The sequence below is a fragment of the Pseudomonas cremoricolorata genome (assembly GCF_000759535.1).
Classification (GTDB): Bacteria; Pseudomonadota; Gammaproteobacteria; order Pseudomonadales; family Pseudomonadaceae; genus Aquipseudomonas; species Aquipseudomonas cremoricolorata_A.
Genome location: NZ_CP009455.1, coordinates 3,617,145 through 3,642,561, shown reverse-complemented (window position 1 = coordinate 3,642,561; position 25,417 = coordinate 3,617,145). Strand labels below are relative to the sequence as shown.

The following is a 25,417-nucleotide window of genomic DNA, read 5'->3' as shown; positions in this document are numbered from 1 at the left end:
GCGACAGCATAGCCCAAGGTCTGCGCCGACCAAAACCTTGGGCCATGACTGAATCGTCAGCGCGCCAGGTGGGCGGGCAGCAGTTGCTCGGTCAGGGTTAGCATCAACGCGTGACGGGCCGCCTGGCGTTCGTCGCGCACGCTGTTCATCTGCTCGAGGTAGGCACCTTCCGCAGCAGCCCCGCCCTCGGCATCCGCCACTAATGCCTCAAGGCGCGCCTGGAAAGGCTCGTCGAGTGTCTGCAGACGCTCGGGGAAGCGTTGTTCCAGCCAGGTCTGCCAGAACTCGCGTTGCACCAACGAGGCTGCTAGCGCCTGCGGCGTTTCTGCCGCCAGCACCTGGTCGCGCGCCTGTTCCAGGCGGGCCTGGTCAACCCCCGACACCCCGGCGAACAGCATGTCCTGCGGCTGCGCTGGCAGGTCCAGCACCTCACGCAGGCCTACGCGGTATGCCAGGGCCACTTCGATCTGATCAGGGTCGGCGCCGTCGGCGCGACGCGCCTCGATGTCAGCCAGGGCGATGCGCTCGACCTCATCCAGGCGCCATAACTGACGACCCAGCTGCAGTAACGCGGCTTCCTCAGAGCGCCCGCCGGAGGTGGCCGACAGACGCGCCTTCCAGACCAGCAGATGCAGCTCCAACCCGCTGAATGACAGCGCTGCGCTGTCCTGGCAGGTCACCGGCAACTGGGCCAGATTGAACAGCTCTTCGCCCAACTGCGGATACTGTTCGATCGCCTCGAGTACAACCCACACCCGCTGGCTGAACGCGACAGGGTTATCAAAAAAGTCAGCGCTTTGCTGCAAGCGGCGAAGCAGCTCGAATAGCGCTGCAGCGCCAGTACGTTGCGCAACGGCATCCCAGGTGGCGGCGCGTGCATCGCGCAGCGTGGGCTCTACCGTATCCAGCCACGGCGCGCTCAACGCCAGGTCGGTGGCGACACCGGGCGATTCTTCGAGCGGACCGAACAGTAGTTGCAGATTCTGTGCGGTAGGCCCGTCCAATGGATTGTCGTCCAGCAACACCACACTGCTCAGCCATCGTGGAGCTCTGAAGAAGCGCTCGGGCAGTGTGCGAATCGCGTTGCCACGCACGTCGGCAATGAGCAATTCACCATGATCCAGCAATCCGTCGGGCAGGCTGGGCAACTGGGTGTTGCGCAGGTTGAGCGTGCGCAGATGCGACATGCGCGCCAACGAGGGCGCACGCGCCAGCGGATTACCCGCCAGATTGAGCGTGCGCAATTGCTCGCAGGCGGCCAGATGTCCGACTTGCTCGGCATCCAGGGCAATCAGGTTGTTCTCCAACGCCAGGTCACGTAAACGGCTCAAGCGCTCGATGCCCAAGGGCAGGCGCGTCAGGGCGTTGCCGCTGAGTTCCAGCGTGCGCAGCCCAGAGAAACTGCGCAGGAACTGTGGAGGAAACTCAGTCAGGCCTACATCTCGCAGAGACAGCACATCGACATGGGCGAAACTGACGCTTTCGGGCAAGTTGGGCAAGCTCGGCAAGTGTGTCCCGTACAGCCTCAGACGATAGCCGCCACCTAGATCGGCACCACTGGACAGCCGTGGCGTCATGCGCCGCCAGGCGCTGAGCAGGTGATCGCAGAAGCGGCTGCGATCGATCCGTGCCAGCAGACCGCTGCCTGAGGTCACCCAACGGCGCAGGGTGCTTTCCAGCTGCTGCATCTCAGTCCCCAGCCTATTCAGAACACGCTCGATCCGCTCGCCATTGGCGCGCAACTGCTGCGCCCACTGGTCGATCTCGGCATCACTCATCAGTGGGTAGAACATGCGCACTCGGGTATGCAGCGCCTGCGGCATGTCACGGCCCAGGCCGCGCCCGCTGAGCGGGTAGCCGATACGCCCGTCGGCCAGACGTCTGGGCAGGCGAAACCAACCGGTCGGCTGGCGCAATCCCAGCGCATGCTCGACCTGTGCCGGTTGCTGACCGCTCTGGCGCGCGATGAGGACTCGCAGGTTATGGGCAAATGGCTCGCCGACGCCGAGTGCCGCGCGGTCGGCGTCATCGTAGGCCAGTGCCAGTGTCTCGAACAGCTCTCCTGGGGCACTGCTCAAGGCGTTGCCCTGCTGGTCGAACAACTCGAAGCCTGCCGGGCTGTGCAGCAGGTCGAAGCCGCGCAGGCTTGCGCTCGCCCCAGCCGATTGGGGCTCGCCGAATTGTGCAAGGGGTGCCTGCCGGGTACCACTGAACAACCGCCACGTGAGCGTGCTCGGGGCGCCTGGCAGGCGCGTACTGACGTACAGCGAGAGTCGCGCCAAGTCGAGGTTCTGCCCTGTGTCCAGCATCAGTCCGGCCAGCGCGCGCGCCATTCTCGATGCCTCCAGATCGCGCCGAGCCATTTGAGCCATGGCCAAGGGCACCCGCCCACTGGCCAACAGCCGCTCCCGGTCCCCCGCACTGGCAACGGCGACGATCTGTTCGGCGCAGACCACGCTGAGGCCTGGAAAATCGCGGCGCAGTCTCTCGGCTTGGGGCGATGGCGTGTCTTGTACAGCGCGGTAGAGCTGCTCGAAGAGCTCGCGCCGGCCGAGCCAGATTCGCTCGGCCAAGGCTTGATCGGCCAGGTCCGCGGCCCCGGACAGGCGCCGCGCATGGGCGAGCACGGTGGAGTCGATCAGTGCGCTGCCCTGGCGTAACTGCGCAACCGCAAGGCGAATCCTTGCCACCAGCGCAACCTGCTGGGTGCTGTCGCGCAGCAGCGCGCCAGCGGGTCGATCATGCACGTGCAAGGCGCGCAGTTCATCGGCGGTGGTCTGCGTGCTGCGCAGGATGATGTCGATCTCTTCGTCGCTCAGGCTGACCTCGGTCAGTGCCAGGCGCTGGAACAGATAGTGGGCGTCCTGCCATTGCGCGGGTTGCTCGAACCACAGCCGCCACGCCCCCGCGCCGTTGTGGCGCAGGGCTGGCGCCAGGCCGTTGCGACTGCGCAAGGTCCAGGGCTGTTCGTCAGTGCCCGGGGTCACCTCATAGGCGTGGCCGTCGATGCGGATCCACCGCTGATCGCCGACGCGATAGACCCCTTGAGCGTCGCGCACGGCCTCGGCAGGCAACGCACTGCGAAAGTCTTCGAGCATGGGCTGGCCAAGGCGGATGCGCCCGTCCTGCAGGGTATGGGGCAACAGCTCATCGACCACTGCCGAGCGCGTCCACACTCGCGCCAGCGCCGTACCACCCGCCGCGACCGCAGCGGCCGAAGCGACATCCAGGGCGACGTTACACAGATGATCCATGGCTTCGCTGGTGTCGCCTTCGCGCCAGGCCTGCACGCCCAGGTACACCTCATCGAGCACTTGCCAGGCGGTGATGGCCAGCAACGCCAGGCCCAGGCCCGGCACGAACAGCCCGGCCAGGTTCAGGAGCGCCCAGCCCTCGGCAGCCAGACGCTGATCGTGTTCATGCTGCAGGCGTTGATCGAGCTGAGCGACCGGGGTCGCCAGCAGCGCGGCGTCATCCTTGATCTGGGCGATATGGGCCGTGGCCAGGCTGTCGAACAATGGCGTCGGCCAATCGCTCATATGCTCGCTCAGGGCGATGTTGGCCAGGTCCGAAACACCGTCATAGCCGCTGATGACTGCAGAAAAGAAGCGTTGGCTGTCGCGTCTGCGCACGAAGCGGGCGAAGAAGCGCTGGTACTCGGCGGTGCGCAAGCGGTGGCCGAGGTCGTTGGCGAAATGGCGCAGGCTGGGGTAGCTGCGCAGCGGCGTATGCGGGTCGCCGGCAATCCACACGATGACCCGACGCGATGAGGTCACCAACGGACTCCAGCTTTCATCTCGCACATCGAGCACGACGATCTGCTCCAGCGCACAGCCCAACAGGCTCAAGCGCCTGGCCTTGACCGGATCGCCGTGCAGACTCAGCGGCCAATGCAGGCCGCACAGACGGCTCAGCAGCTGATGCTCGGCGTCATCCACCGCGCCGTCGATCCAGGCGCGCTGGGCGTCGACCCACAGCGCATAGCGGTGATGTCGGGCCAGCACCGAACGCGCCTGCTCGCCGGCCTCACCTGGCGGTTCGAGCACACTGCTCAGGTGCTGCTGGTACTGCGCACCCAGGTCCAGGCTGCGGCAGAAGCGGGCAAATTGCGCCGGACTCGGCGCCCCGGGCACAGGCTCATCGTCCGCGCCCTGCAAGCGGTTACCGGCCAGCATGCCACCGGCCTCGGCCTGCTCGGCGCTGAAGTTGCGCAGCGCCGCTTCCAGCAGCGGCATCGTGCGGTACACCGCAGCCGTCACGGGCACGCCGATCGGCATCGAGGTGATGACCGGTTCGCGCTCGCCCTGGCGCCAGAGCCATGCCGAGGTGTCCAGATCTGGCCACCGCGTGAGCAACGCCTGTTGCAGCAGAGGCCGACAGAATGCCTCCACCCCCTGCAAAGGCGCCAGCAATTGCTGACAGCGTTCGCGCCAGTACAGGCTCAGGCTGCTGGCATCCTGCAACTGCTGTAGCTGTTCGATGCTGGCGGCACGTATCCAGGCCGGTAAAGCATCATGAATCAAACTGTCCTGATAGGCGGCCGCCTCGTGGTGGACTGCCTGTGATTGCTCGTTCATCCCCTACCCTCTTGGTCGAAAAGGCCGGCAAGGTACGGGTTCCACGGGCGGGGGCTGAGGTGCTTATGTAGGGTCAGAACAACGGTATCTGGCGCTCCACCAGCGCAGCGAAGCTGTCGTTGACGAAAGGCAGGATGGCATCGGCGATCGGCTGCAGTTGCCGGCTCAGGTAGTGGTCGTAGTCCACAGGCGATTGCCGGTGTTCTATCGGCTCAGGGCCTGCCACGGTCATCACGTAGCTGATCCAGCCGCCGTTGTGGTACTGCCGACCATGCCCCTGGCTGACATGGAACTCATCGGCCAGGCGCGCTGCGCGTACGTGCGGCGGGACATTGCGCTGGTACTCGGCCAACGGCCGGCGCAGACGCTTACGGTAGACCAGCAGCTCATCGAGTTCGCCTGCCAAGGTGCGCTGGACATAGTCGCGCACGTAGTCGCGATACGGCTGGTCGCGGAAGATGCGCGCGTACAGCGCCTGCTGGAACTCGCGGGCCAGCGGCGACCAATCGGTGCGCACCGACTCAAGGCCCTTGTAGACCATCTCATCACGCCCATCGGCACGCTGCACCAGCCCGGCGTAGCGTTTCTTGCTGCCCTCGTCGGCGCCACGGATGGTCGGCATCAAAAAGCGCTGGTAGTGGGTTTCGAACTGCAACTCCAGCGCACTGTCGAGGCGGTAGGTGTCTGCCAGGTGCTGACGCCACCACTGATTGACCTCGGCCACCAGCGTCTGGCCGATGGCGGCGGCCTGCTCCTGGCCGTGCGGGTGTTTGAGCCAGACGAAGGTCGAGTCGGTGTCGCCGTAGATCACCTCATAGCCGCGGGCCTCGATCAGCGCGCGGGTCTGGCGCATGATCTGGTGCCCACGCAGGGTGATCGACGACGCCAGACGGGTATCGAAAAACCGGCAACTGCTCGCCCCGAGCACGCCATAAAAGGCGTTCATGATGATCTTCAGCGCCTGTGACAGCGGTGCGTTGCCCTCCCGCTTGGCGGCCTCGCGGCCCTGCCAGACGCGCTCGACGATGGCCGGAAGGCAATGCTGGGTGCGGGAAAACCGGGCACCGAGAAAGCCTTCAACCGAGTGTTCATCGTCCGGTTCGCGCAACCCCTCCACCAGCCCCACCGGATCGATGCGAAAGGTGCGAATGATCGAGGGGTACAGGCTCTTGTAATCGAGCACCAGTACCGAGTGATACAGGCCTGGACGAGAATCCATGACGAAGCCGCCGGGGCTGCTTTGTTCGGCACGCCCGCCGCGGTTGGGCGCCACGAAGCCCAGTCGGTGCATGAATGGCATGTACAGATGGCTGAAGGCGGCGACCGAGCCGCCGCTGCGGTCGGCGGGCAGGCCGGTCACACTGGCCCGCTCGAGCAGGAAAGCGAGTAAGCGGGTGTGGGCAAAGATGCCCGTGACCAGTTCGCAGTCCTTGAGGTTGTAGCGCGCAAGACCCGGCTTGTCTTCGGCGAACAGGCGGTTGATTTCACCCATGCGCTGGTACGGCGTGGAAATCGCCTTGCCCTCGCCCAGCAGGGTACGGGCGACGTTCTCCAGGCTGAACGAGGGGAAGTTCCAGGTCGCCGAGCGCAGCCCTTCGATGCCATCGATCAACAGACGTCCCGCAGCGGCAGCGAAGAAATGACTGCGGCTGTCGTGCTCACGCAGGGTCATGGGCTGGCCATCACGGCCCAGGCACAATGGCACCTGGTACTTCTGCGCCTGTACGTGCAACACGCGCAGGTCGAACTGCACCACGTTCCAGCCGATGATCGCGTCGGGGTCGTGGCGCACCAGCCAGGCATTGAGACATTCGATCAGCTCGCCGCGGCTGTTGCAGTACTGCAGGTCGAAGTCCACGGTGCGAGCATCGCCATTGCCTGGGCCGAGCATATACACCTGGCGTTGTCCGCAGCCGTGCAGGCCGATGCTGTACAGCTCGCCACGCTCGGTGGTTTCGATGTCCAGCGATGCCAGACGCAAGTTCGGTCGATAGCCCTCGGCCGGCTTGAGCTGCGCGTTGCACAGCACACCGTGGGCATCGGCTTGCCCGGTGAATGACACCGCAGCAGTGATGAAACGCTCCATCAGGTAGCGCTCGGGGGGCTTGATGTCGGCCTCGTACACCTCGATGCCGGCGCTGCGCAGGCGCTTTTCCAGGGCCAGCAGGTGCCGGTAGCTGCGGCAGTACAGCCCCAGCACCGGGCGCTGCTCGAAGGTGCGCAACTGCAGCGTGCGCAGTTCGACCTGGGCTTCGTCGCGCAGCAGCACCTGGGCATGAGCGCGGTCGGCTTCGGCGATGAACGCCACCGAGGGCTGGGGCGCCAGACGCACGCAACGTGGCCCGTGCTCGGTGGCGAGCCAGAACTCGACCACCGTGCCTTCGGCGCTGTCGTACCAATGCCGGGTCAGAAGAAAACCCAGGGAAACTGCCAACGGTGGCCTCGTGCTGTATCGATGAACAGGTGCGCAGTCTACCCGCGAATGCCAGGCTCTGTCTGAAAAGCCCTGACACTTGGTGATCCTGCGTTGAAAACAGCCTCAGAATGCTCATTTACAACCAGTAAACTCCGCTTCCTCGGCTGTTTTCGCCTTGTCTCCCCGGCGTCTCAGGACTTTTCAGACAGAGCCTAAGGGCCGCTTCACTGCACCGGCAGGAAGTTCATCAGCAGCAGGCTCTGCGCGTAGTTCAGGCCGATGCGCCGATAACGCTCGTCGAGCATCTGCGCCACCAGGTCCAGGCGCGCGACGATCTTGCCGAACTCCACGGCGAAGCTGAGGTTGCTGCCCTCTTCGGAAATTTCGTTGGAGAACAGCAGCAGCACTCCGTTGGCGTCCTGGCGCTGGCTGAGCATCCAGGTGGCCTTCTCGATGTTGCGCGCCGCGTTGTTGATGAACAGCGGATCGAGCACATCGGTCATGTAGAACTCGCTGCGCCCGCCGTGGGAAGTGATCAGCATGCTGCCGATGGCATAGATGAACGCGCCGACCCGGTCGCCGCGAAACTCAGGATCAAGGGCATAGCTCAAGGCCGCGAGGTCGCGGCGATTGCCCAACTGCGCCAACGGCTGGCGCTGTTCGATGGCCAGGCGAATCTGCCGCTCGGCGGTGGCAGCGTCCAGATAGCCCGACTGCTTCCACTGGTTCGGATTGCGCTGGTACAGCTTGTTCATCAACAGGTAGAGGCTTTGCAGGTTGTCGCGCATGGCCAGGGTCGCCATGCGGTCGACACTGGTCTGGAACAACTCGCTGGGCTTGCCGTCACCGATCTGGTTGACGATGTCGCGGCCCTGCTGCTGGGTACAACCGCTCAGGCACGTGAGAACACCTGCGCACAGCAGGTACAGGGCGGGAAGACGTCTGCGAACAACCATCGGCACCGGTCGAGATCAGGCGGCCGCACCGGAAGCGTGCGACCTGACCAGACATAGAGCCCCGGCACCGGAAAAAGTGCGGCGGCGTACGCTGCGTGCCGCGTTACTGTGCGCTGCGTAACAGTTCGAGCACCTGCGCGTGCAAGGCAGGGTCGCCACAGGCCACCACGCAGCCGCCGTGTTGCGCGGTGCCGCCGTCCCAGGCAGTGATGACGCCACCGGCGCCTTCGATGATCGGCATCAGCGCCTGCACATCGTAGGGCTGCAGGCTGGCCTCGACGATCACATCGACGAAACCGCTGGCCAGCATGCAGTAGGCGTAGCAATCGCCGCCATAACGCAGCAGGCGCGCCTTGCCAGCCACGCGCTCGAATGCCGCCTTGCGGGCCGGGGTGTCGAACATGTCGGGGGTGGTGCACATCAGCGTGGCCGCGCCCAGGTCGGCGCAGGCACGGGTATGCAGGCGACGCTCGCCAAGCCAGGCGGCGTCGCCGGTGCCGATGAAACGCTCGCCGGTATAGGGCTGGTTCATCATGCCCAGCACTGGGCGCTTGCCGTCGTTGAGCGCGATCAACGTGCCCCACAGCGGCAGACCGGTGATGAATGCACGGGTGCCGTCGATGGGATCGAGCACCCAGGTCAGCGGGCTGCTGCCGCGCGCCTCGCCGTGTTCTTCACCGAGAATGCCGTGCTCGGGGTAGCGCTCCTGGATCAGCTCGCGCATGGCGTGTTCGGCCGCCTTGTCGGCCACAGTCACCGGGTCGTACAGGCGCCCGCCCTTGTCTTCAACCGTGAGCGCGGCGCGAAAGTGCGGCGCGATGGCGTCGGCGGCGGCATCTGCCAAGGTGTCGGCAAAGGCCCGGAACTCGCTGATCTGGACGGCGTTGAGGGACATGGAAGCTAGGCCTCGGTGCAGGAAAAGGGGCTGGCATCATACCCCAGGCTCAGCGGATCTGGTGCTTGTGCAGCAGCCGGTAGAAGGTCGGCCGCGACACGCCCAGCACCTTGGCGGCAAGGCTCAGGTTGTCGCTGTGGCGGTTGAGCACATCGCTCAGGGCCTGGCGCTCGGCGCGGTGCTTGTAGTCTTCCAACGTGCCGAACAGTTGTTCCTGACGCTCGACCTCCTGCAAGCCCAGATCCTGCGCCTCGATCTGCCGCCCCTCGGCCAGCACCAGCCCGCGGCGCACCCGATTGGCCAGTTCGCGGACATTGCCGGGCCAGTCGTGACGACCCATGGCTGCCAACGCACCATCGCTGAACGAGCGCGGCCGGCGCCCGGTCTCCAGGCTATAGAAGTGGGCGAAGTGACTGGCCAACATGGCCAGGTCGCCATGCCGCTCGCGCAGCGGCGCGGTGACCACCTGCAAGACGTTCAGCCGGTAGTACAGGTCTTCACGAAAGCGACCCAGGCCAATGGCCTTTTCCAGGTCGACGTGGGTGGCCGCCAGCACTCGCACATCGACCGCGATAGGCTGGCTGCCACCCACGCGCTCGATGTGCTTCTCTTGCAGAAAACGCAAGAGGTTGGCTTGCAGCTCCAGTGGCAGGTCACCGATTTCGTCGAGAAACAAGGTGCCGCCATGGGCCGCCTCGATGCGCCCGACCTTGCGCTGGTGCGCGCCGGTAAAGGCGCCCTTCTCGTGACCGAACAGCTCGGACTGAATCAGATGCTCGGGAATCGCGCCACAGTTGATGGCCACGAAGGGTTTGTCCCTGCGTTGTGACTGGCGATGCAGGGTCTTGGCTACCAGTTCCTTGCCAGTACCGCTTTCACCGCGAATCAGCACCGGCGACTCGGTGGGCGCCAACTTGCCCAGCAGCTTGCGCAGCTCACGGATCGGCCGGCTGTCGCCGAGCAGCTCGTGGTCCGGCAAGTCCACAGGCGCCGCGCCTTTGCCGCGCAGGCGCGCCATGCCGAAGGCGCGACCCAGTGTCACCTGTACGCGCGAGACATCGAACGGCAAGGTATGGAAATCGAAGAACCATTCGCAGACGAAATCGCCGACGTTCTGGGTGCGCAGCTCCTCGGCGCTGAGCACGGCGATCCACTCGGTGTTGCTGCGCTTGATCAGATCCTTCACCGCATCGGGGTGGCGCAGATGCGCTGCCTGCAGGCGCAGCACGCCGATATCGCAGGGATGCTCCAGGGCTGCAGCCAGGGTCGAACTGCGCACGTCCCAGCCTGCACTGCGCAGGCCCGGCAATAAACGGTGGCAGTCGTCACAAGGGTCGACGATCAGCAGGCGACGCAACGGTGCAGGTTCCGACATGTCCGTTCCTTGGCGTCAAATTCTGGTTTTCCGAATGGAAACAGTTAGTTGCGACGCCAAAATCAACAGTAGCAAGTAACTTGCAAACGCCCACTACCGTTTGTCTGCCAAATTCCCGACGTTCTGACCGAACAGGGAATTTTCACGGCTAAGTGACGTCCCAGGGGGTGTCGGAATTGTCATGAAAATGACACTGAAAAAAGTTGCGAAAAGTTGTGACTTCTTTCCTGCCGACGAGCATCAGTAGAAGTAACCCCGCACGGTGGTCCACTCTTGTCAATGCCGCGCGGACACATTTACGCAGTACAGGAATTTAGAGACCAACCTATGAACGCCCCGCTCCGTGTCAACGAAGCACTGCTGATCGCCGACCACGCTTTCGAGCCCTTCCAGTGTGTAGCCTGGGATGCGCCAAATGGAACTGGAGAGCTGAGCCTGGCGGTGATCGACCGGACCAACACGCGTATCGGCAGCAAGCACGTGTCGTCGCGCGCTTACTCCAACCTCACCCAGTGGGCCCGCCTGATCGAAGAGGTGCGCGCCGAATTGAGTGAAAAAGGTTACGACCTGCAACCGTGGTCCATGCCACGCTGATCGTTCTTGTCACGCAACAGAGGCGGGTTGATACCCGCCTTTTTTGTGCGCATCGCGGCTGTCGATGGCTGTCCAGCTAACGCCACCGTCGACCACCGCATCGCTGCTGACCTCGCGCCTCGAGTACCTTGGCGACAAGAGAATTTTTTCCGGGCCTGTCAGTCCATTACAGTCAATACTTCTTCTCTTCCAGCAGTACAGAGCGTTGCATGGACAAGTACGCCCCCCGCCAATGGCAGGAGCATGAACGGCCGGTGCTGCCAGGCTCGCCGTCGACACCGCTGCATGCGCCGAGCAAGCGCGTGGCCTATGGCCTGGTCGGTCTGCTGGTGGCGATCACCGGCGGGCTGGGCAACGCGCTGGTCACCGCCAACCTGGTGTTTCTGCAAGGCGCGCTGGGCGCCACCACCGCCGAGATGGCCTGGCTGCCCGCCGCCTACGTGATGACCAACGTGTCAATGAACCTGCTGCTGGTGAAGTTTCGCCAGGAGTTCGGCCTGCGCGCCTTCACCGAGGTGTTTCTGGTGCTGTACGCGCTGGTGACCTTCGCCCACCTGTTCGTCAATGACCTCAATTCCGCGGTGGCGGTACGCGCTGCCCACGGCATGGTCGGCGCGGCGCTCACCTCGCTGGGCCTGTACTACATGATCCAGGCCTTCCCGGCCAAATGGCGCCTCAAGGCCATGGTGCTGGGCCTGGGCGCCTCGCAGCTGGCCCTGCCGCTGGCGCGGATCTTTTCCGAAGACCTGCTGCAGATCGCCGAATGGCGCGGCCTGTACCTGTTCGAACTGGGCCTGGCGCTGGCAGCGTTGGGTTGCGTGCTGTTGCTCAAGTTGCCGCCCGGCGACCGCTTCAAGACCTTCGAACCATTGGATTTTCTGACCTTCTCCCTGATGGCCGGCGGCACCGCCCTGCTCTGCGCGGCGCTGTCATTGGGGCGCATCGAGTGGTGGCTGGAGACGCCGTGGATCGGCGTTGCCCTGGCGGCCTCGATCGCGTTGATCTGCGCGGGCCTGGCGATCGAGCACAACCGCCGCAACCCGCTGCTGATGACGCGCTGGCTGGGCAGCGCAGCGATCGTGCGGCTGGCCTTGTGCGTGGTGCTGATCCGCATGGTCACCTCTGAGCAGTCCACCGGCGCAGTGGGCTTTCTGCAGGCGCTGAACCTGGGCAGCGAGCAGATGCGCACGCTGTATGCGGTGATGCTGCTGGGCGCGGTGGCCGGGCTTGCCGTGAGCGCACTGACCATCAACCCGGTGCATCTGGTGTGGCCGCTGTTCATCTCGCTGGGGGCGATGGCCCTGGGCGCGTTCATGGACAGCACTTCGAGCAACCTGACCCGCCCGGCGCAGATGTACCTGAGCCAGTTCCTGCTGGCCTTCGGCAGTACCTTCTTTCTGGGCCCGTGCATGGTCATGGGCATCAGCCACGTGCGTGCCAACCCACGCAACCTCATCAGTTTTTCGGTGATGTTCGGCATCTGCAACAACCTCGGGGGCCTGCTCGGCGCAGCGCTGCTGGGCACCTTCCAGGTGTGGCGGGAGAAATTTCATTCCAGCCAGCTGACTGAGCAACTCAGCGCCTTCGACCCGCTGGTGGCCGCTCGGGTGCAAAGTGGCGCGGCCAGCTATGGCGGGCTGGTCAGCGACCCGGCCCTGCGCAGCGAGGTCGGCCTGCGGTTGCTGGCCAACGCTGCGACGCGCGAGGCCAACGTGCTGGCCTACAACGATGTGTTCATGCTCATTGGCGCCCTGGCGCTGTTGACCATGCTGTGGATCTTCCTGCGCCGCTCGTGGGTCTGGTACTCGACGCGCCGCACTCCCTCCGAACCCTTGACTGCCGGTGCCCCGACCCGATGACCCAGGACACGCCTTCGACCACCACCACTGCCCTGGCCGAAACCCCGGAGGGCAAAGCGCCGCCCAGCGAGCCGGAAAACCCCGGACGCACGCGCCGGGTACGGCTGCTGTCGACCTTGATCTTTGCCGGTATCGCCATCGCCGGCGTGCTGCTGGTGCTGTATGCCTGGCGTCTGCCGCCCTTCAGCAGCGCCGTGGAAAGCACCGAAAATGCACTGGTACGCGGCCAGGTCACGGTGATCGGGCCGCAGCTGGCCGGGTATATCGTCGAAGTGCCCGTGCACGACTTCCAGTTCGTCAAGGCCGGTGACCTGCTGGTGCGCCTGGATGACCGCATCTACCGCCAACGCCTGGCCCAGGCCAAGGCGCAGCTGCAGCAACAGCAGGCGGCGCTTGCCAACAACCTGCAACAGCGCAACAGCGCCGAGGCCACCATCGAGCAACGCCGCGCCGCCATCGCCGATGCTGCCGCCCAGGCCGACAAAGCCCAGGCCGACCTGCGCCGCAACCAGGCGCTGATCAGCGACGGCTCGGTGTCACGCCGCGAACTGGACATCACCCGCGCCGCCGCTGCCGCCGGTCAGGCCAGCGTCGCCCAGGCCAAGGCCGCCCTGGAGATTGCCCGCCAGGACCGCGAGTCGGTGGTGGTCAACCGCGCTGCGCTGCAAGCGGCGGTAGAGAACGCCAAGGCCGCTGTCGAGCTGGCCCGCATCGACCTGGACAACACCCGCGTGGTGGCACCACGCGATGGCCAGCTGGGACAGATCGGCACGCGTCTGGGCGCCTACGCCAACGCTGGCGCGCAGCTGATGGCGCTGGTGCCCGACACCTTGTGGGTGATCGCCAACATGAAGGAAACGCAAATGGCCGACGTGCGTGTCGGGCAAGCGGTGAGCTTCACCGTCGATGCCCTGAACCATCACACACTGCGCGGCCGCGTGGAGCAGATTTCCCCCGCTACCGGCTCGGAGTTCGCCCTACTGCAAGGCGACAACGCCACCGGCAACTTCGTCAAGATCGCCCAGCGCATTCCGGTGCGCATCAGTGTCGATGCCGATCAGGATGAGGCGCGGCGGCTTCGGCCTGGGATGTCGGTGGTGGTGAGTATCGATACGGCGCAGTGAGGGGTGTTGGGGTTTTGCTTCGACTTTCTCGGTGCCTGTCTGACCGACTTCAGTCGCGAAAAAGGTTGCGGCGAGCTCTGTCCGGCGACGGAGTCAGGCCGATACAGATCCATTTGTTTTAATTGCTCCAGTTTCGCCTGGCGGCGACCGACTTTTGAGGGCAAAAGTCGGCAAAACCCCGTGCTCCACTAGCCGGCCCTGCACTGCGCTTCGCTCCGTGCCGGGTTCCCTGCGCTCCGTTGCTCTACGGGGCGCCGCGGGCAAGGGTTGCTGCGCAACCCTCACACCTCGCGTCCTCGGCTACGCCTCGGGTGCGCTGACGCGCACGCCCCTTCGAACACCTCCGCTCCGGCCGGCTACAGTCGCGACCTGTGTCGCCTGGATGATTGATGTAAAAGAGCCCTAGGGCGCCTGTGCAATCGCAGCTGTCGCTGGCGACGATCTAGTTCTGACGTCGATGCCGATCACAAAGCTCAGCGGCTGCGACAGGGCATATTTGAGTAGTGAACTTGTCAGAATCCACCTGACTGACCGCAACAGCATCGGCAAAGCGCTCCCATACATCGATCGCTCAGGCCACACCGATCGCGACTGTAGCCGGCCGGAGTGGAGGTGCTCGTAGGGCCGTGCGCGAAGCGCACCCGAGGCGCAGCCGAGGACGCGAGGTGTTAGGGTTGCGCAGCAACCCTTGCCCGCGCTGGCCCGAAGAGTGCCGGAACGCAGGGGACCCGGAACGCAGCGAAGCGCAGTGTAGGGCCGGCTAGTGGAGCACAGGGTTTTCCCCCCTTTTTCCCCAAAAAGGGGGTCGCCGCAAGGCGAAACCTGTGATGTGACAAGCGCATCAGCATCGATGTCGATCTACCGATCTACCGATCTACCGATCAATTCTGAGCGGGTGAGCCTGAGGATATTCAGTTGTTTCCGGGTGGAGGGCCAACGCTATGACCTGCAGAGATTCGTTGGCTTCAAGACCGCTGTTTCGCCTGCGGCGACATCCTTTTGACGCGGCAAAAGGATGCAAAACCGCCATGCTCCACTAGCCGGCCCTGCACTGCGCTACGCTCCGTTCCGGGTCCCCTGCGCTCCGGCGCTCTACGGGGCGCCGCGGGCAAGGGTTGCTGCGCAACCCTAACACCTAGCGTCCTCGGCTACGCCTCGGGTGCGCTGACGCGCACGCCCCTTCGAACACCTACGCTCCGGCCGGCTACAGTCGCGATCTGTGTCGCCTGGATGATTGATGTACAAGAGCCCCAGCGCCTGGACCATCGCAGCTGTCGCTGCAGAGGATTGAGTGCTGGCGTCAATGCCAATCACGATGCTGAGCAGCTGCGGCCGGACTACTAGAGTCGTGAGTTTGTCGAAATCCACCTGACTGACCGCAACAACATCGGCAAAGCGCTTTTTGTACACAGATCGCTCAGACAACACCGATCGCGACTGTAGCCGGCCTTCGATCCGGTACTCGTAGGGCCGTGCGCGCAGCGCACCCGAGGCGTTAGCCGAGGACGCGAGGTGTTAGGGTTGCGCAGCAACCCTTGCCCGCGCTGGCCCGGAGAGTGCCGGAACGCAGGGAACCCGGAACGGAGCGAAGCGCAGTGTAGGGCCGGCTAGTGGAGCACAGGGTTTTCCCCCCTTTTTCCCCAAAAAGGGGGTCGCCGCAAGGCGAAACCTGTGATGTGACAAGCGCATCAGCATCGATGTCGATCTACCGATCAATTCTGAGCGGGTGAGCCTGAGGATATTCAGTTGTTTCCGGGTGGGGGGCCAACGCTATGACCTGCAGAGATTTGTTGGCTTCAAGACCGCTGTTTCGCCTGCGGCGACATCCTTTTGCGCAGGTCCGTCTCACGGGCAAAAGGATGCAAAACCGCCATGCTCCACTAGCCGGCCCTGCACTACGCTTCGCTCCGTTCCGGGTCCCCTGCGCTCCGGTGCTCTACGGGGCGCCGCGGGCAAGGGTTGCTGCGCAACCCTCACACCTCGCGTCCTCGGCTACGCCTCGGGTGCGCTGACGCGCACGCCCCTTCGAACACCTCCGCTCCGGCCGGCTACAGTCGCGATCTGTGTCGCCTGGACGATTGAGGTACAAGAGCCTTCGCGCGCTTGGGCCATCGCAGCTATCGCTGCACAGGACCAAGTGTTGGCGTCAATGCCAATCACTGGCACAGCGGCTGCGTCCATGAATATCTGTGCGGCAAGCCTGTAGAAATCGACTTGAACGACTGATCGCAACAACATCGGCCAACCGCTCTCATACACCAATCGCTCAGACAACACCGATCGCGACTGTAGCCGGCCGGAGAGGAGGTGCTCGTAGGGCCGTGCGCGCAGCGCACCCGAGGCTTTAGCCGAGGACGCGAGGTGTTAGGGTTGCGCAGCAACCCTTGCCCGCGCTGGCCCGAAGAGTGCCGGAACGCAGGGGACCCGGAACGGAGCGAAGCGCAGTGTAGGGCCGGCTAGTGGAGCACAGGGTTTTGCCGACTTTTGCCCCCAAAAGTCGGTCGCCGCCAGGCGAAACCTGCGATGTGACAGGCGCGCATCAATATCGAAGCCGATCTATCGATCAGGACAAAACCGAGCGGCTGCGGCCAGGAATGTCTTGGCGGTCTCTGCGACGCCCCTCAAAGCGCCCCCCCGCAAACATGCTGCAAGCCTATAATGCCCCCCCATTTTCCTGACCCACATTGACCCATGAATCGATTGTTGTCCGCTGTAACCCTAAGCCTCGCCGTCATCCTCCCCGCCTTCGCCAGCCCGCCCGACACCTTCACCCAGGCCAAAGTCGTCGCCAAGCAGCAGGTCTACCTCGACCAGGCCAGCAGCGCCACGGGCGATCTTTATTGCGGTTGCCAGTGGAGCTGGGTCGGCAAATCGGGCGGGCGTATCGACCCTGCTTCGTGCGGCCTGAGCGCGCGCAAGCAGCAGAACCGCGCCGAGCGCACCGAATGGGAACACATCGTGCCGGCCTGGACCTTTGGCCATCAGCGTCAGTGCTGGCAGAACGGCGGACGCAAACAGTGCGTGGACAACGACCCGGTGTTCCGCGCCATGGAAGCCGACCTGTTCAACCTCTACCCGGCCGTGGGCGAGGTCAATGGTGATCGCAGCAATTTCAACTACGGCATGGTCTCGGGCGTGGCGCCGCAGTACGGCCAGTGCAAGACGCGCATCGACTTCCAGCAGCGCACCGCCGAGCCGCGCGACGAGGTCAAGGGGTTGGTGGCGCGCACCACCTTCTACATGTTCGATCGCTACAAGCTGAACATGTCCAACCAGCAGCAACGCCTGCTGATGGCCTGGGACAAGCAGTACCCGGTCAGCGCCTGGGAGCGTCAGCGTGACCAGCGCATCGCCGCGGTCATGGGCCACGGCAATCCGTTCGTCAGCGGCGCGCGGCAGTGGAGCCAAGGCTACCGCCCAGTGGGCGATGGCTTGAATGCCAGCGCCGCCAGCAGCCCGGCAAAGTCCGGCGTGCCGGCCAGCGCCAAGGCCGATACCCGTGGCGCCACAGGCGGCAGCATCATCGGCAACCAGAACAGCCACGTGTATCACCTGCCCAGCGGCTGTCCGTCCTACACCCAGGTCGCGGCGAAGAATCGCATCAGCTTCGAGTCCGAAGCCCAGGCGCAGGCCCAGGGCTACAAGAAGGCCGGCAACTGCCGCTGAACCCGCGCCTCACTGCGCACCTTGCGGGCCCAGGAACCGGGTCTGCCAGGTCGCCAGCGGCAAGGGCGGCTGCGCAGTGAAGATGCGTCGCCAGATCAGCGTCAGTTGCTCACGGTCGAACATCGAACGGCCGTCGTCCTCACGCCAGCGCGATGGGGTGACGGCCTGCCATTGGCCTTGCGCATCGCGCCGGGCCATCTGGAAGCGGAAGTTGTAGTTGCCCGGCGTGCCCATGCGCAGATCGGTGACCACCAGCGCATCACCGATGATGTCGTAGCGCAACCAGTCATCGGTGAACCAGCGCAGGCGCTCGTGCAGCATTACCCCGTCGAGCAGGCGTGCGTCCTCGATGTGCCGTGACAGGCGCTGCATCTCGGGTGCATCGCGGTCCAGCACACTGCTCACCGCTTCGATGTAGTCACCGTCCGGGGTCTTGGCCAGCACCCGCCAGACCAGACTGGTAAACGCCATCGGCACCGCCTTGACCTCGCTCACCGTCACACCTTGTGCCTCGAGCGCCGCCTGCAAGCGTTGCTCGGCAGCCATTCGCCCGGCCAGCCCACCGCCCAGGTACAGGGTGCTGAACACCAGCGCCACCCCCAGCCACTGCCGACTGCGCAGACCCAGGCCACGCACGGCGGCATACGCCACCGCCAGCAGCAATGGCACGCTGTACACCGGATCGACGATGAACACGGCCGCCCAACTCTGTGGCGTCACACCGAGCGGCCAGAGCAATTGTGTGCCGTATACGGTGAAAGCATCGAGCAAGGGGTGGGTCACCAGCACCAGCCAGAAGGTCAGCATCAACCGCGGCCATCGGTAGCCGTGGTCGGGCCAGCGCCAGCGCGCCACGGCCATGACCAGTGTGGACAAGGCCAGCGCCAGTGCGGTGAGCACGAACAGCGAATGGGTAAAGCCACGATGGAACGTCATTTGCGACACCGGGTCGGCGTAGCGGATGAACACGTCAAGATCCGGCACAGTGGCCAGCGCCGCGCCGTATAGCAGCGCCCGACGGCCTTGAACACGGCCCAGCAGCGCGCCTTGCAGCGCAGCGCCAAGCAGCGCCTGGGTAATTGAATCCATAAGGTAAGGCTTCCTGATCAGTCTGCTGGCACGCTACCCGGATCGAGCCAGGCGTGCAAAGCCTTCTGCCGGCGCCCCGTGGTCAGGAGGGTTGAACTCCACAGGCGCAGCCGTCCTCTGAACTGGACAACGTCTCGGCAGCGAACTGCCGTGTTCTGGAGCCTGGCCAACCATGAGCGACGATAACCTGATCCAAGCCAGTCAAGGCACCCCCTGGCAGCAGTGGCAACAGTGTGCGCACTTGGCCCGTGCGCCTTGGATCGATCCGCAGCAGTTATGTCCACCCGGTCGTAGGCTGGTGCTGGTGGCGCCGCATCCGGACGATGAAATTCTCATGGCCGGTGGTCTGCTGGCAGGCTTTGCCGGCCGTGAGCATGACTTGCTGCTGATTTCCGCCACCGATGGCGAGGGCAGCCATCCCGACTCACAGCAGTGGAGTGAACGGCGACTGCGCCATCAGCGTCCCCTGGAAAGCCGCCACGCCTTGCAGGCGCTCAACCTCGACCTCTGTCACCTCGACTGGCGGCGCCTGAGCCTCAAGGACGGCGGCGTGCAACGCAACGAGGCGTACCTGGTCAGCCACCTGAGCCAATTGCTCAAGCCCGACGACCTGCTCATGGTGCCCTGGCGCAACGATGGTCATTGCGATCACGAAGCCATTGGCCGTGCCGGTGCCCAGGCGGCCCAGGCCCGCGGTGCGCAGCTGGCGGAGGTGCCGGTGTGGGCCTGGCACTGGGCAAGCGCTGATGACAACCGCCTGCCATGGGCACGGGCGCGGCGCATCCAGCTCGACGAGGCACGGGTGGCGCGCAAGCGCCAGGCCATCAGCGCCCACACCAGCCAGCTCAGCGCAGACGCGGGGCGCCCACCCGTGGTGCCGGCGACCTTGCTCGACTGCCTGCTGCAACCCTTCGAGCTGATACTGCTCTGAGCTGCCGGCGCCTCACGGCGCCTTGGATGCGGCAATGTCCCGCGCCTGGTCCGGCATCTGCAGTCGCTGCACGTCGATATGACGGAAGTCGGGCTTGGCGCCAAGGCGTGCGTTGAAACGGGCGTTGAAGGTGAAAGGATCAATGGTCGGCACATCCAGCGAGCGTCCGTACAGCGCGCTGACTTCACTTCGCCCGTAGCCCATCAGCAGCAGCAAGGTGGGGAAGATATTGTAGTGACTCGAAGCGTTGCGGTTTTGCGCCAAGTGCGCTTGCCAGTCGAGGCTGCGCAGACCCCTGCCCTGCAACACCAGCAGCGGCACCAGGCCTTCCTCGGGGTTTGGATCGCTGCCGCAGTGGGTATTCAGGCCAGGATTGCCGCGCTCGTGCAGGTCCTGACCGTGGTCGGAGGTATAGATCAGCACCGTGTCGCGGAAGTCTGCCTGGTGCAGCAGACGGTTGAAGAACTCCCCGACATTCCACAGCAAGGTATTGCGATACGCATTGCGGTAACGCTGCCAGTCGCTGGGGCTGCCGTCGAAACCGGCGCGTTCGCCGGTGTCGGCGACGTCGACGTAACGCCCGCGGGACAACGCCGGACGGTAGTGCATGAAAGCGTCCGGGTATTTGTCGTGCACCGGAAAATGTGCACCGACCTTGTTGATCACGATCAACTGCGGCTGGGGCGATGCCAATAGCTCGATCAGTCGTGCAGCGGCGGCCATGTCGCGCTCTTGCACCGACGTATCGTCGAACTGGATGAACTGGTCGATATCGTTCTGTTCGCTGCGGGTCATCAGGTTCTGCAAGGCCCCGCCGGTGCGCTGGCCGTCGATGTACACGGTATGCAGCCCGGCGGCCTTGGCGTATTGCCAGATCGAAGGCCCGGTGGCGTTGATGCGCAGATAGTCCTGGCGGGTGCCGCCGTAGCGCAGGGTGACATTGGTGTCGGCGCTGCAGTTGGCCACCGAGGCGGCGTAGCCGAAGTTGTACACCTCGACCTGCGGCAATGCCTGGCTGAGCGGCGTGCTGACGCCACCGGGCGTGTTGATGTCGAGGTAGTTGCCGGCGATGCTCTCATCGATGACCAGCACGATATGCCGAGCGCTCGGTGACTGCGCGGGCGTCAGGCTGACGGGCTGACGCGGGCCAAGGCCTGCGTGCAGCGATTCATAGCCCAGCAGTGTCAGATAGGCCAGCGGTGTATACATCACCGGCAAGCCGCGAGCGCCCTCCCCGGCACGCACGAACAGCACCGCGATCAACAACCCCAGCGCCAGCAACGGCGCGGCCACCGGCAGCCCGCGCGGCACACGCATCGCTGCGGGCGGACGGATGCCGATACCCAGCAGTACCAGCAGCGCCTTGCCCACGGCCAGGGCAATGGCATGGCCGTACTGCTGCAACGCTTCTAGGATGAAGCCCGCCGAATACACCATCGACACGAAGGCGCTGTAGGTCAGGTAGGACTCGGTGATCTGTCCATACGCGTCGAACATCGCCGCACTGCTTGCCAGCAGGATGGCCAGTGCCCAGCGCAGTGGCATCGGTCGGGTCCAGGCAGCGAGCCACAAGGCCGCTGCCAGCACCGAGAACATGCCCACAAACAACAGCAGCGCCAGGCCTGCGCCGAGCGCCTGCACACGGTCGGCGATGGCCTGATGGAAACAGCCTAGATAGGCCAGCAGCAGCAGTGCCTTGATCCACCCACGCATCGTTACGGCCCTCGGTTCACAGGATTTCACTGCAAACGTAGCAGCTGTGAAACAAAGCACAAGGTGAATATCGTCAAATTAATGACTATCTCAGGGCGCCTTATTTTGGCGTGCTGAAAAACACTTAGCGACACTGACTATCGAGCACAAACCCGATATATCAGTGACTTATGACCGCTCGTCGATTTATTGAATTCACTCCGCCATTCGATTGTCGCGCTAAGTCACGGATTGGAAAGGGGTTGATGGCCATTCGCCAAACTGTCATGTCCTGTAAATGCGCCGAAACATGCCATTGCTTTGACGCGCCGCCGATTTACTGCGCTATAACCATTCCACATTCGTGTTTCACCCTCCTTACTCAACCCTTGGGGCACGCGGCATGGACGTGAGTGTTTTTGGCAGCGGTTATGTGGGACTGGTGCAGGCTGCGGCGTTGGCAGACGTTGGCCATCGTGTGCTGTGCGTCGATGTCGACACGCACAAGATCGAACAGCTCAACCAGGGCGTACCGCCGATCAGCGAACCGGGGCTTTCCGAGGTGCTGGAAGACAATCTGCACAATGGTCGCCTGGCCTTCAGCACCCAGGCCAGCGACGCTGTGGCCCATGCCGAGCTGCTGTTCATCGCTGTCGGCACACCACCGGATGAAGACGGCTCGGCAGACCTTTCCCATGTACTGACGGTGACCCGGCAGATCGCAGCGCTGATGGAAGCGCCGCGCATCCTGGTGATCAAGTCGACTGTGCCGGTTGGTACCGCCGACCAGGTGCTGGCGCTGGCACGCAGCGAGCTGCAGCGACTGGGCAAGGCGCATCTGGACGTGCGCGTGGTGTCGAACCCGGAGTTTCTCAAGGAAGGCAGCGCCCTGGCCGACTGCATGCGTCCGGACCGGATCATCGTCGGCTGCAGCGACGAGCACACCCGCAACGTGCTCGGCCAGCTCTATGCGCCGTTCTGCCGCAACCACGAAAAACTCATGTTCATGGACAACCGCAGCGCCGAGCTGACCAAGTACGCGGCCAATGCCATGCTCGCCACGCGCATCAGTTTCATGAACGAGCTGGCCAACCTCAGCGAGCACCTGGGCGCCGATATCGAAGCGGTGCGCAAGGGCATCGGCTCCGACCCGCGGATCGGCTACCACTTCATCTACCCCGGCTGCGGCTTTGGTGGCTCGTGCTTCCCCAAGGATCTACGCGCCCTGCTGCACAGTGCCCAGCACAGCGGCATGCCGTTGCGCCTGCTGCAAAGCGTCAGCGAGGTCAACGACCGCCAGCGCCAGCTGTTGTTCGCCAAGTTGCAGCAGCACCTGGGTGAGCTCCAAGGCAAGTCCGTCGCCGTCTGGGGTCTGGCCTTCAAACCCAATACCGACGACATGCGCGAAGCGCCAAGCCGCTACCTGATCGAAGCCCTGTGGGCGGCCGGGGCCAGCGTGCGCGCCTATGATCCGCAGGCCATGGACGAGTGCCGCCGGCTCTATGGTTACCGCCCCGATCTGCACCTGTGCGCCACCCGCGACGACACCGTGCAGGATGCCGATGCGCTGGTGATCTGCACCGAGTGGAAACACTTTCGCGTGGTCGACTTCGCCCTGCTGGCGGGCAAGCTGCGCGAGCGCCTGATCGTCGATGGGCGCAATCTCTACGACCCTGCCCTGGTCGCCGCCCAGGGCCTGCGCTACGCCGGCATCGGTCGGCGTCAGGTGCAGCCAACGGCGCAGTCGAAATGAAAGTGCTGGTCACCGGCGTGGCCGGTTTCATCGGTGCCCATACCTGCCGCCGGCTGTTGCTCGACGGCCACGACGTACACGGCATTGATAATTTCAACGACTACTACGACCCGGCACTCAAACATGCGCGGGTGCAGTGGGTGCGCCGCGATGCCAGCAGCAATGCGATCAACGGTACCTCGGTGGGCAAGCTGACCCTCGACAGCCTGAACCTGGCCGACCGCAACGGCGTCGCCAGCCTGTTCGCCAGCCAGCGCCCCGATGTGGTGGTGCACCTGGCCGCGCAGGCCGGCGTGCGCTACTCGCTGCAAAACCCCCACGCCTACCTCGACAGCAACCTGGCCGGCTTTCTCAACGTGCTCGAAGGCTGCCGACGCAACCCGGTCAGCCACCTGCTGTACGCCTCGTCCAGCTCGGTGTATGGCGCCAACCTGAGTACGCCGTACCGGGTTCAGGACGCCGTCGACCACCCGCTGTCGTTGTACGCCGCAACCAAGAAAGCCAACGAGGCCATGGCCCACAGCTACAGCCACCTGTTCGGCATTCCCAGCAGCGGTCTGCGTTTTTTCACCGTGTACGGCCCGTGGGGCCGACCCGACATGTCACCGATGCTGTTCGCCCGGGCGATCAGCGAAGGCCGGCCGATCCAGCTGTTCAACGAAGGCCGCCACCAGCGCGACTTCACCTACATCGACGACATCGTCGAAAGCCTGGTGCGGCTGATTCCTTTGCCACCGACCAGCAATCCCGGCTGGAATTCGCACCGCCCCGACCCTGCCAGCAGCCACGCGCCATGGCGTCTGTACAACATTGGCGGGCAGCGCCCGGTGCAACTGCTCGACTACGTCGCGCTGCTGGAAAAACACCTGCAGCGTGGCGCGCACATCGAACTGCTGCCGCTGCAACCGGGGGATGTGCTGAGCACCTTCGCCGACGCCAGCGACCTGGCCGATGTCACCGGCTTCACCCCTGAAATCTCGTTGGACCAAGGGCTCGGGCGCTTCGTCGCCTGGTTCAAGAACCACTACTCGCCCAGCCCTGCGCCGTTTTCCCCGGCACGCGAGCAGTCGGACCGCAGGAGAACGCCATGACCGGCCAGACCCCCAGCATGCCTGACCCAGCGTTGTACCAGGAACAGCGCCTGGACCCGGCACACCGCCAGCGCATCGACGCGGCCATTCACAACCAGGGCCGCGGCTGGTTCAGCGGCCGCCCCGGTGGCCGGCCGTGGACGCTGTCGCGTACCAACCGCGTGCTCTCGTGTCTGGCCGCGCTGAGCTTGCTGGTGCTGCTGGCGCCCCTGCTGCTGGGGCTGGCGCTGCTGATCAAGTCCAGCAGTGAAGGCCCGGTGCTGTTCGTGCAAAAACGCACCGGCTACCGCGGCCGCACCTTCGGCATGTACAAGTTTCGCACCATGGTGGCCAACGCCGAGGCGCTCAAGGACTCGCTGCGCCACCTCAACAAGCACGGCGCCAACTCCATCGACTTCAAGCTCGAACGCGATCCGAGGGTCACGCCGATCGGCGCCTGGCTGCGGCGCAGCAGCCTCGACGAATTGCCCAACCTGATCAACGTGGTCACCGGCGACATGCGCCTGGTCGGCCCCAGACCGACCTCCTTCAACGCCTATCGCTACCACGACAGTCACCTCGCGCGGCTGTCGATCCATCCCGGCATGACTGGCCTGTGGCAGATCTCCGGGCGCAGTGACATCGACTTCGACCAGCGCGTCGAGCTCGACCTCAGCTACATCAACCAACAGAGCCTGATGCTGGACCTGAAGATCCTGCTCAAGACTCCCCTGAAAGTCTTCACTGGCCACGGAGCAAGTTGAGATGGACGGTTCGACATCAAGAAGCCTGAGCATCGCCACTCCCAGCGAAACCAACCTGAGCGCCACCGTCCTCGACCTCGAGCAACGCACCCTGATGCTGACCGCAGCCAACAGCGGCAGCGGCACCAGCACCAGCGCGCTGGCCTTCGCCAGCCAACTGGCGCTGATGAGCGCGGGCAACGTGTTGCTGATCGACAGCTGCACCCGCGGCAACAACCTCAGTCAGCAGCTGGGGCTGGGCAAGCTGCGCGGCTTCAGCGACCTGCTGTTCGACCACGACACGCCGCCCTTGAGCCATGACTGCATCGTGCGCCTGTCCGACCAACCCTTCGACGTGCTGCCGGCGGGCAACTACCGGCGTGGCCGCGAACGTCTCGACCCCGAGCACTTGCGCAGCCTGCTGGCCCAGCTCAGCGCCCGCTACCGCTTCGTGGTGATCGACAGCGAAGCGGTATACGCCAATGCCGACAGCCTGGCGATCGCCAGCCTGGTCGATGGCGTGATCCTGGTGATCACCGCCGAGCAGACTCGCCTGGAAGTCGCCCAGGCCACGACCCAACGCTTGCTGCAGGCCGGCGCCACGGTCATCGGCAGCGTCTTCAACCGGCGCAAGTACTACATGCCCAAGTGGCTGTACGACCACCTCTAGGCCAGCC

The 25,417-nt window shown here is 64.5% G+C and carries 16 protein-coding genes; 9 read left to right on the top strand and 7 right to left on the bottom strand.

Annotation, left to right across the window (positions count from 1 at the left end):
• Nucleotides 1–56: 56 nt before the first annotated feature.
• The 5 genes from LK03_RS16560 to LK03_RS16540 form a co-directional block, all read right to left on the bottom strand.
• Nucleotides 57–4,577: an NEL-type E3 ubiquitin ligase domain-containing protein gene (locus LK03_RS16560; protein ID WP_038413480.1), complete on the bottom strand. Its 4,521-nt coding sequence runs from the start codon at nt 4,575–4,577 to the stop codon at nt 57–59.
• A 73-nt stretch (nt 4,578–4,650) separates the two neighbouring features.
• Nucleotides 4,651–7,011, bottom strand: coding sequence for a DNA polymerase II (locus tag LK03_RS16555; protein WP_038413479.1), 2,361 nt, complete (start codon nt 7,009–7,011; stop codon nt 4,651–4,653).
• A gap of 206 nt (nt 7,012–7,217) precedes the next feature.
• A complete protein-coding gene (locus tag LK03_RS16550) occupies nt 7,218–7,949 on the bottom strand; it encodes a hypothetical protein (protein ID WP_038413478.1) in 732 nt (243 codons plus the stop codon).
• A gap of 103 nt (nt 7,950–8,052) precedes the next feature.
• Complete coding sequence (hisN, locus tag LK03_RS16545) at nt 8,053–8,844, bottom strand: histidinol-phosphatase (RefSeq protein ID WP_038413477.1); 792 nt, start codon at nt 8,842–8,844, stop codon at nt 8,053–8,055.
• Between the two features lie 49 nt (nt 8,845–8,893).
• On the bottom strand, nt 8,894–10,219 hold the full coding sequence (locus LK03_RS16540) for a sigma-54 dependent transcriptional regulator (protein WP_038413476.1): 1,326 nt from the start codon (nt 10,217–10,219) through the stop codon (nt 8,894–8,896).
• A 327-nt stretch (nt 10,220–10,546) separates the two neighbouring features.
• On the opposite strand from LK03_RS16540, the gene LK03_RS16535 reads away from it, so the two are divergent.
• The 4 genes from LK03_RS16535 to LK03_RS16520 all read left to right on the top strand — a co-directional run bounded on the left by LK03_RS16535 (nt 10,547) and on the right by LK03_RS16520 (nt 17,462).
• Complete coding sequence (locus tag LK03_RS16535; RefSeq protein ID WP_028694015.1) at nt 10,547–10,813, top strand: hypothetical protein; 267 nt, start codon at nt 10,547–10,549, stop codon at nt 10,811–10,813.
• A gap of 209 nt (nt 10,814–11,022) precedes the next feature.
• A complete protein-coding gene (locus tag LK03_RS16530; protein ID WP_038413475.1) occupies nt 11,023–12,672 on the top strand; it encodes an MFS transporter in 1,650 nt (549 codons plus the stop codon).
• Entirely contained in the window at nt 12,669–13,796 is a 1,128-nt protein-coding gene (locus LK03_RS16525; protein ID WP_038413473.1) for an HlyD family secretion protein, read from the top strand. The genes LK03_RS16530 and LK03_RS16525 overlap by 4 nt, the downstream gene beginning before the upstream one ends.
• A gap of 2,691 nt (nt 13,797–16,487) precedes the next feature.
• Nucleotides 16,488–17,462: an endonuclease gene (locus LK03_RS16520; RefSeq protein ID WP_038413472.1), complete on the top strand. Its 975-nt coding sequence runs from the start codon at nt 16,488–16,490 to the stop codon at nt 17,460–17,462.
• 9 nt (nt 17,463–17,471) lie between these two features.
• Here LK03_RS16520 and LK03_RS16515 read toward each other — a convergent pair whose 3' ends face one another.
• The gene (locus LK03_RS16515; protein ID WP_038413470.1) at nt 17,472–18,551 is read right to left on the bottom strand and encodes a metal-dependent hydrolase; all 1,080 of its coding nucleotides are present in this window, start codon (nt 18,549–18,551) and stop codon (nt 17,472–17,474) included.
• A gap of 172 nt (nt 18,552–18,723) precedes the next feature.
• Here LK03_RS16515 and LK03_RS16510 point away from each other — a divergent pair, with 172 nt between their 5' ends.
• Nucleotides 18,724–19,482, top strand: coding sequence for a PIG-L deacetylase family protein (locus LK03_RS16510; protein ID WP_038413469.1), 759 nt, complete (start codon nt 18,724–18,726; stop codon nt 19,480–19,482).
• 12 nt (nt 19,483–19,494) lie between these two features.
• On the opposite strand, the gene LK03_RS16505 is transcribed toward LK03_RS16510, so the two are convergent.
• Nucleotides 19,495–21,195 (bottom strand): sulfatase-like hydrolase/transferase, encoded by a 1,701-nt coding sequence (locus LK03_RS16505; RefSeq protein ID WP_038413467.1) that lies wholly within the window; start codon nt 21,193–21,195, stop codon nt 19,495–19,497.
• 382 nt (nt 21,196–21,577) lie between these two features.
• Between LK03_RS16505 and LK03_RS16500 the strand changes: the two genes are divergently transcribed.
• The 4 genes from LK03_RS16500 to LK03_RS16485 are packed head-to-tail and all read left to right on the top strand — an operon-like array spanning nt 21,578 to nt 25,410.
• Nucleotides 21,578–22,927, top strand: coding sequence for a UDP-glucose dehydrogenase family protein (locus LK03_RS16500; protein WP_038413465.1), 1,350 nt, complete (start codon nt 21,578–21,580; stop codon nt 22,925–22,927).
• Complete coding sequence (locus tag LK03_RS16495; protein WP_038413462.1) at nt 22,924–24,018, top strand: NAD-dependent epimerase; 1,095 nt, start codon at nt 22,924–22,926, stop codon at nt 24,016–24,018. Before LK03_RS16500 ends, LK03_RS16495 begins: the two co-directional genes overlap by 4 nt.
• Nucleotides 24,015–24,761: a sugar transferase gene (locus LK03_RS16490; RefSeq protein ID WP_038413461.1), complete on the top strand. Its 747-nt coding sequence runs from the start codon at nt 24,015–24,017 to the stop codon at nt 24,759–24,761. The genes LK03_RS16495 and LK03_RS16490 overlap by 4 nt, the downstream gene beginning before the upstream one ends.
• A gap of 1 nt (nt 24,762) precedes the next feature.
• Nucleotides 24,763–25,410, top strand: a complete 648-nt coding sequence (locus LK03_RS16485; RefSeq protein ID WP_038413460.1) for a CpsD/CapB family tyrosine-protein kinase — start codon at nt 24,763–24,765, stop codon at nt 25,408–25,410.
• The last annotated feature ends 7 nt before the right edge of the window (nt 25,411–25,417 follow it).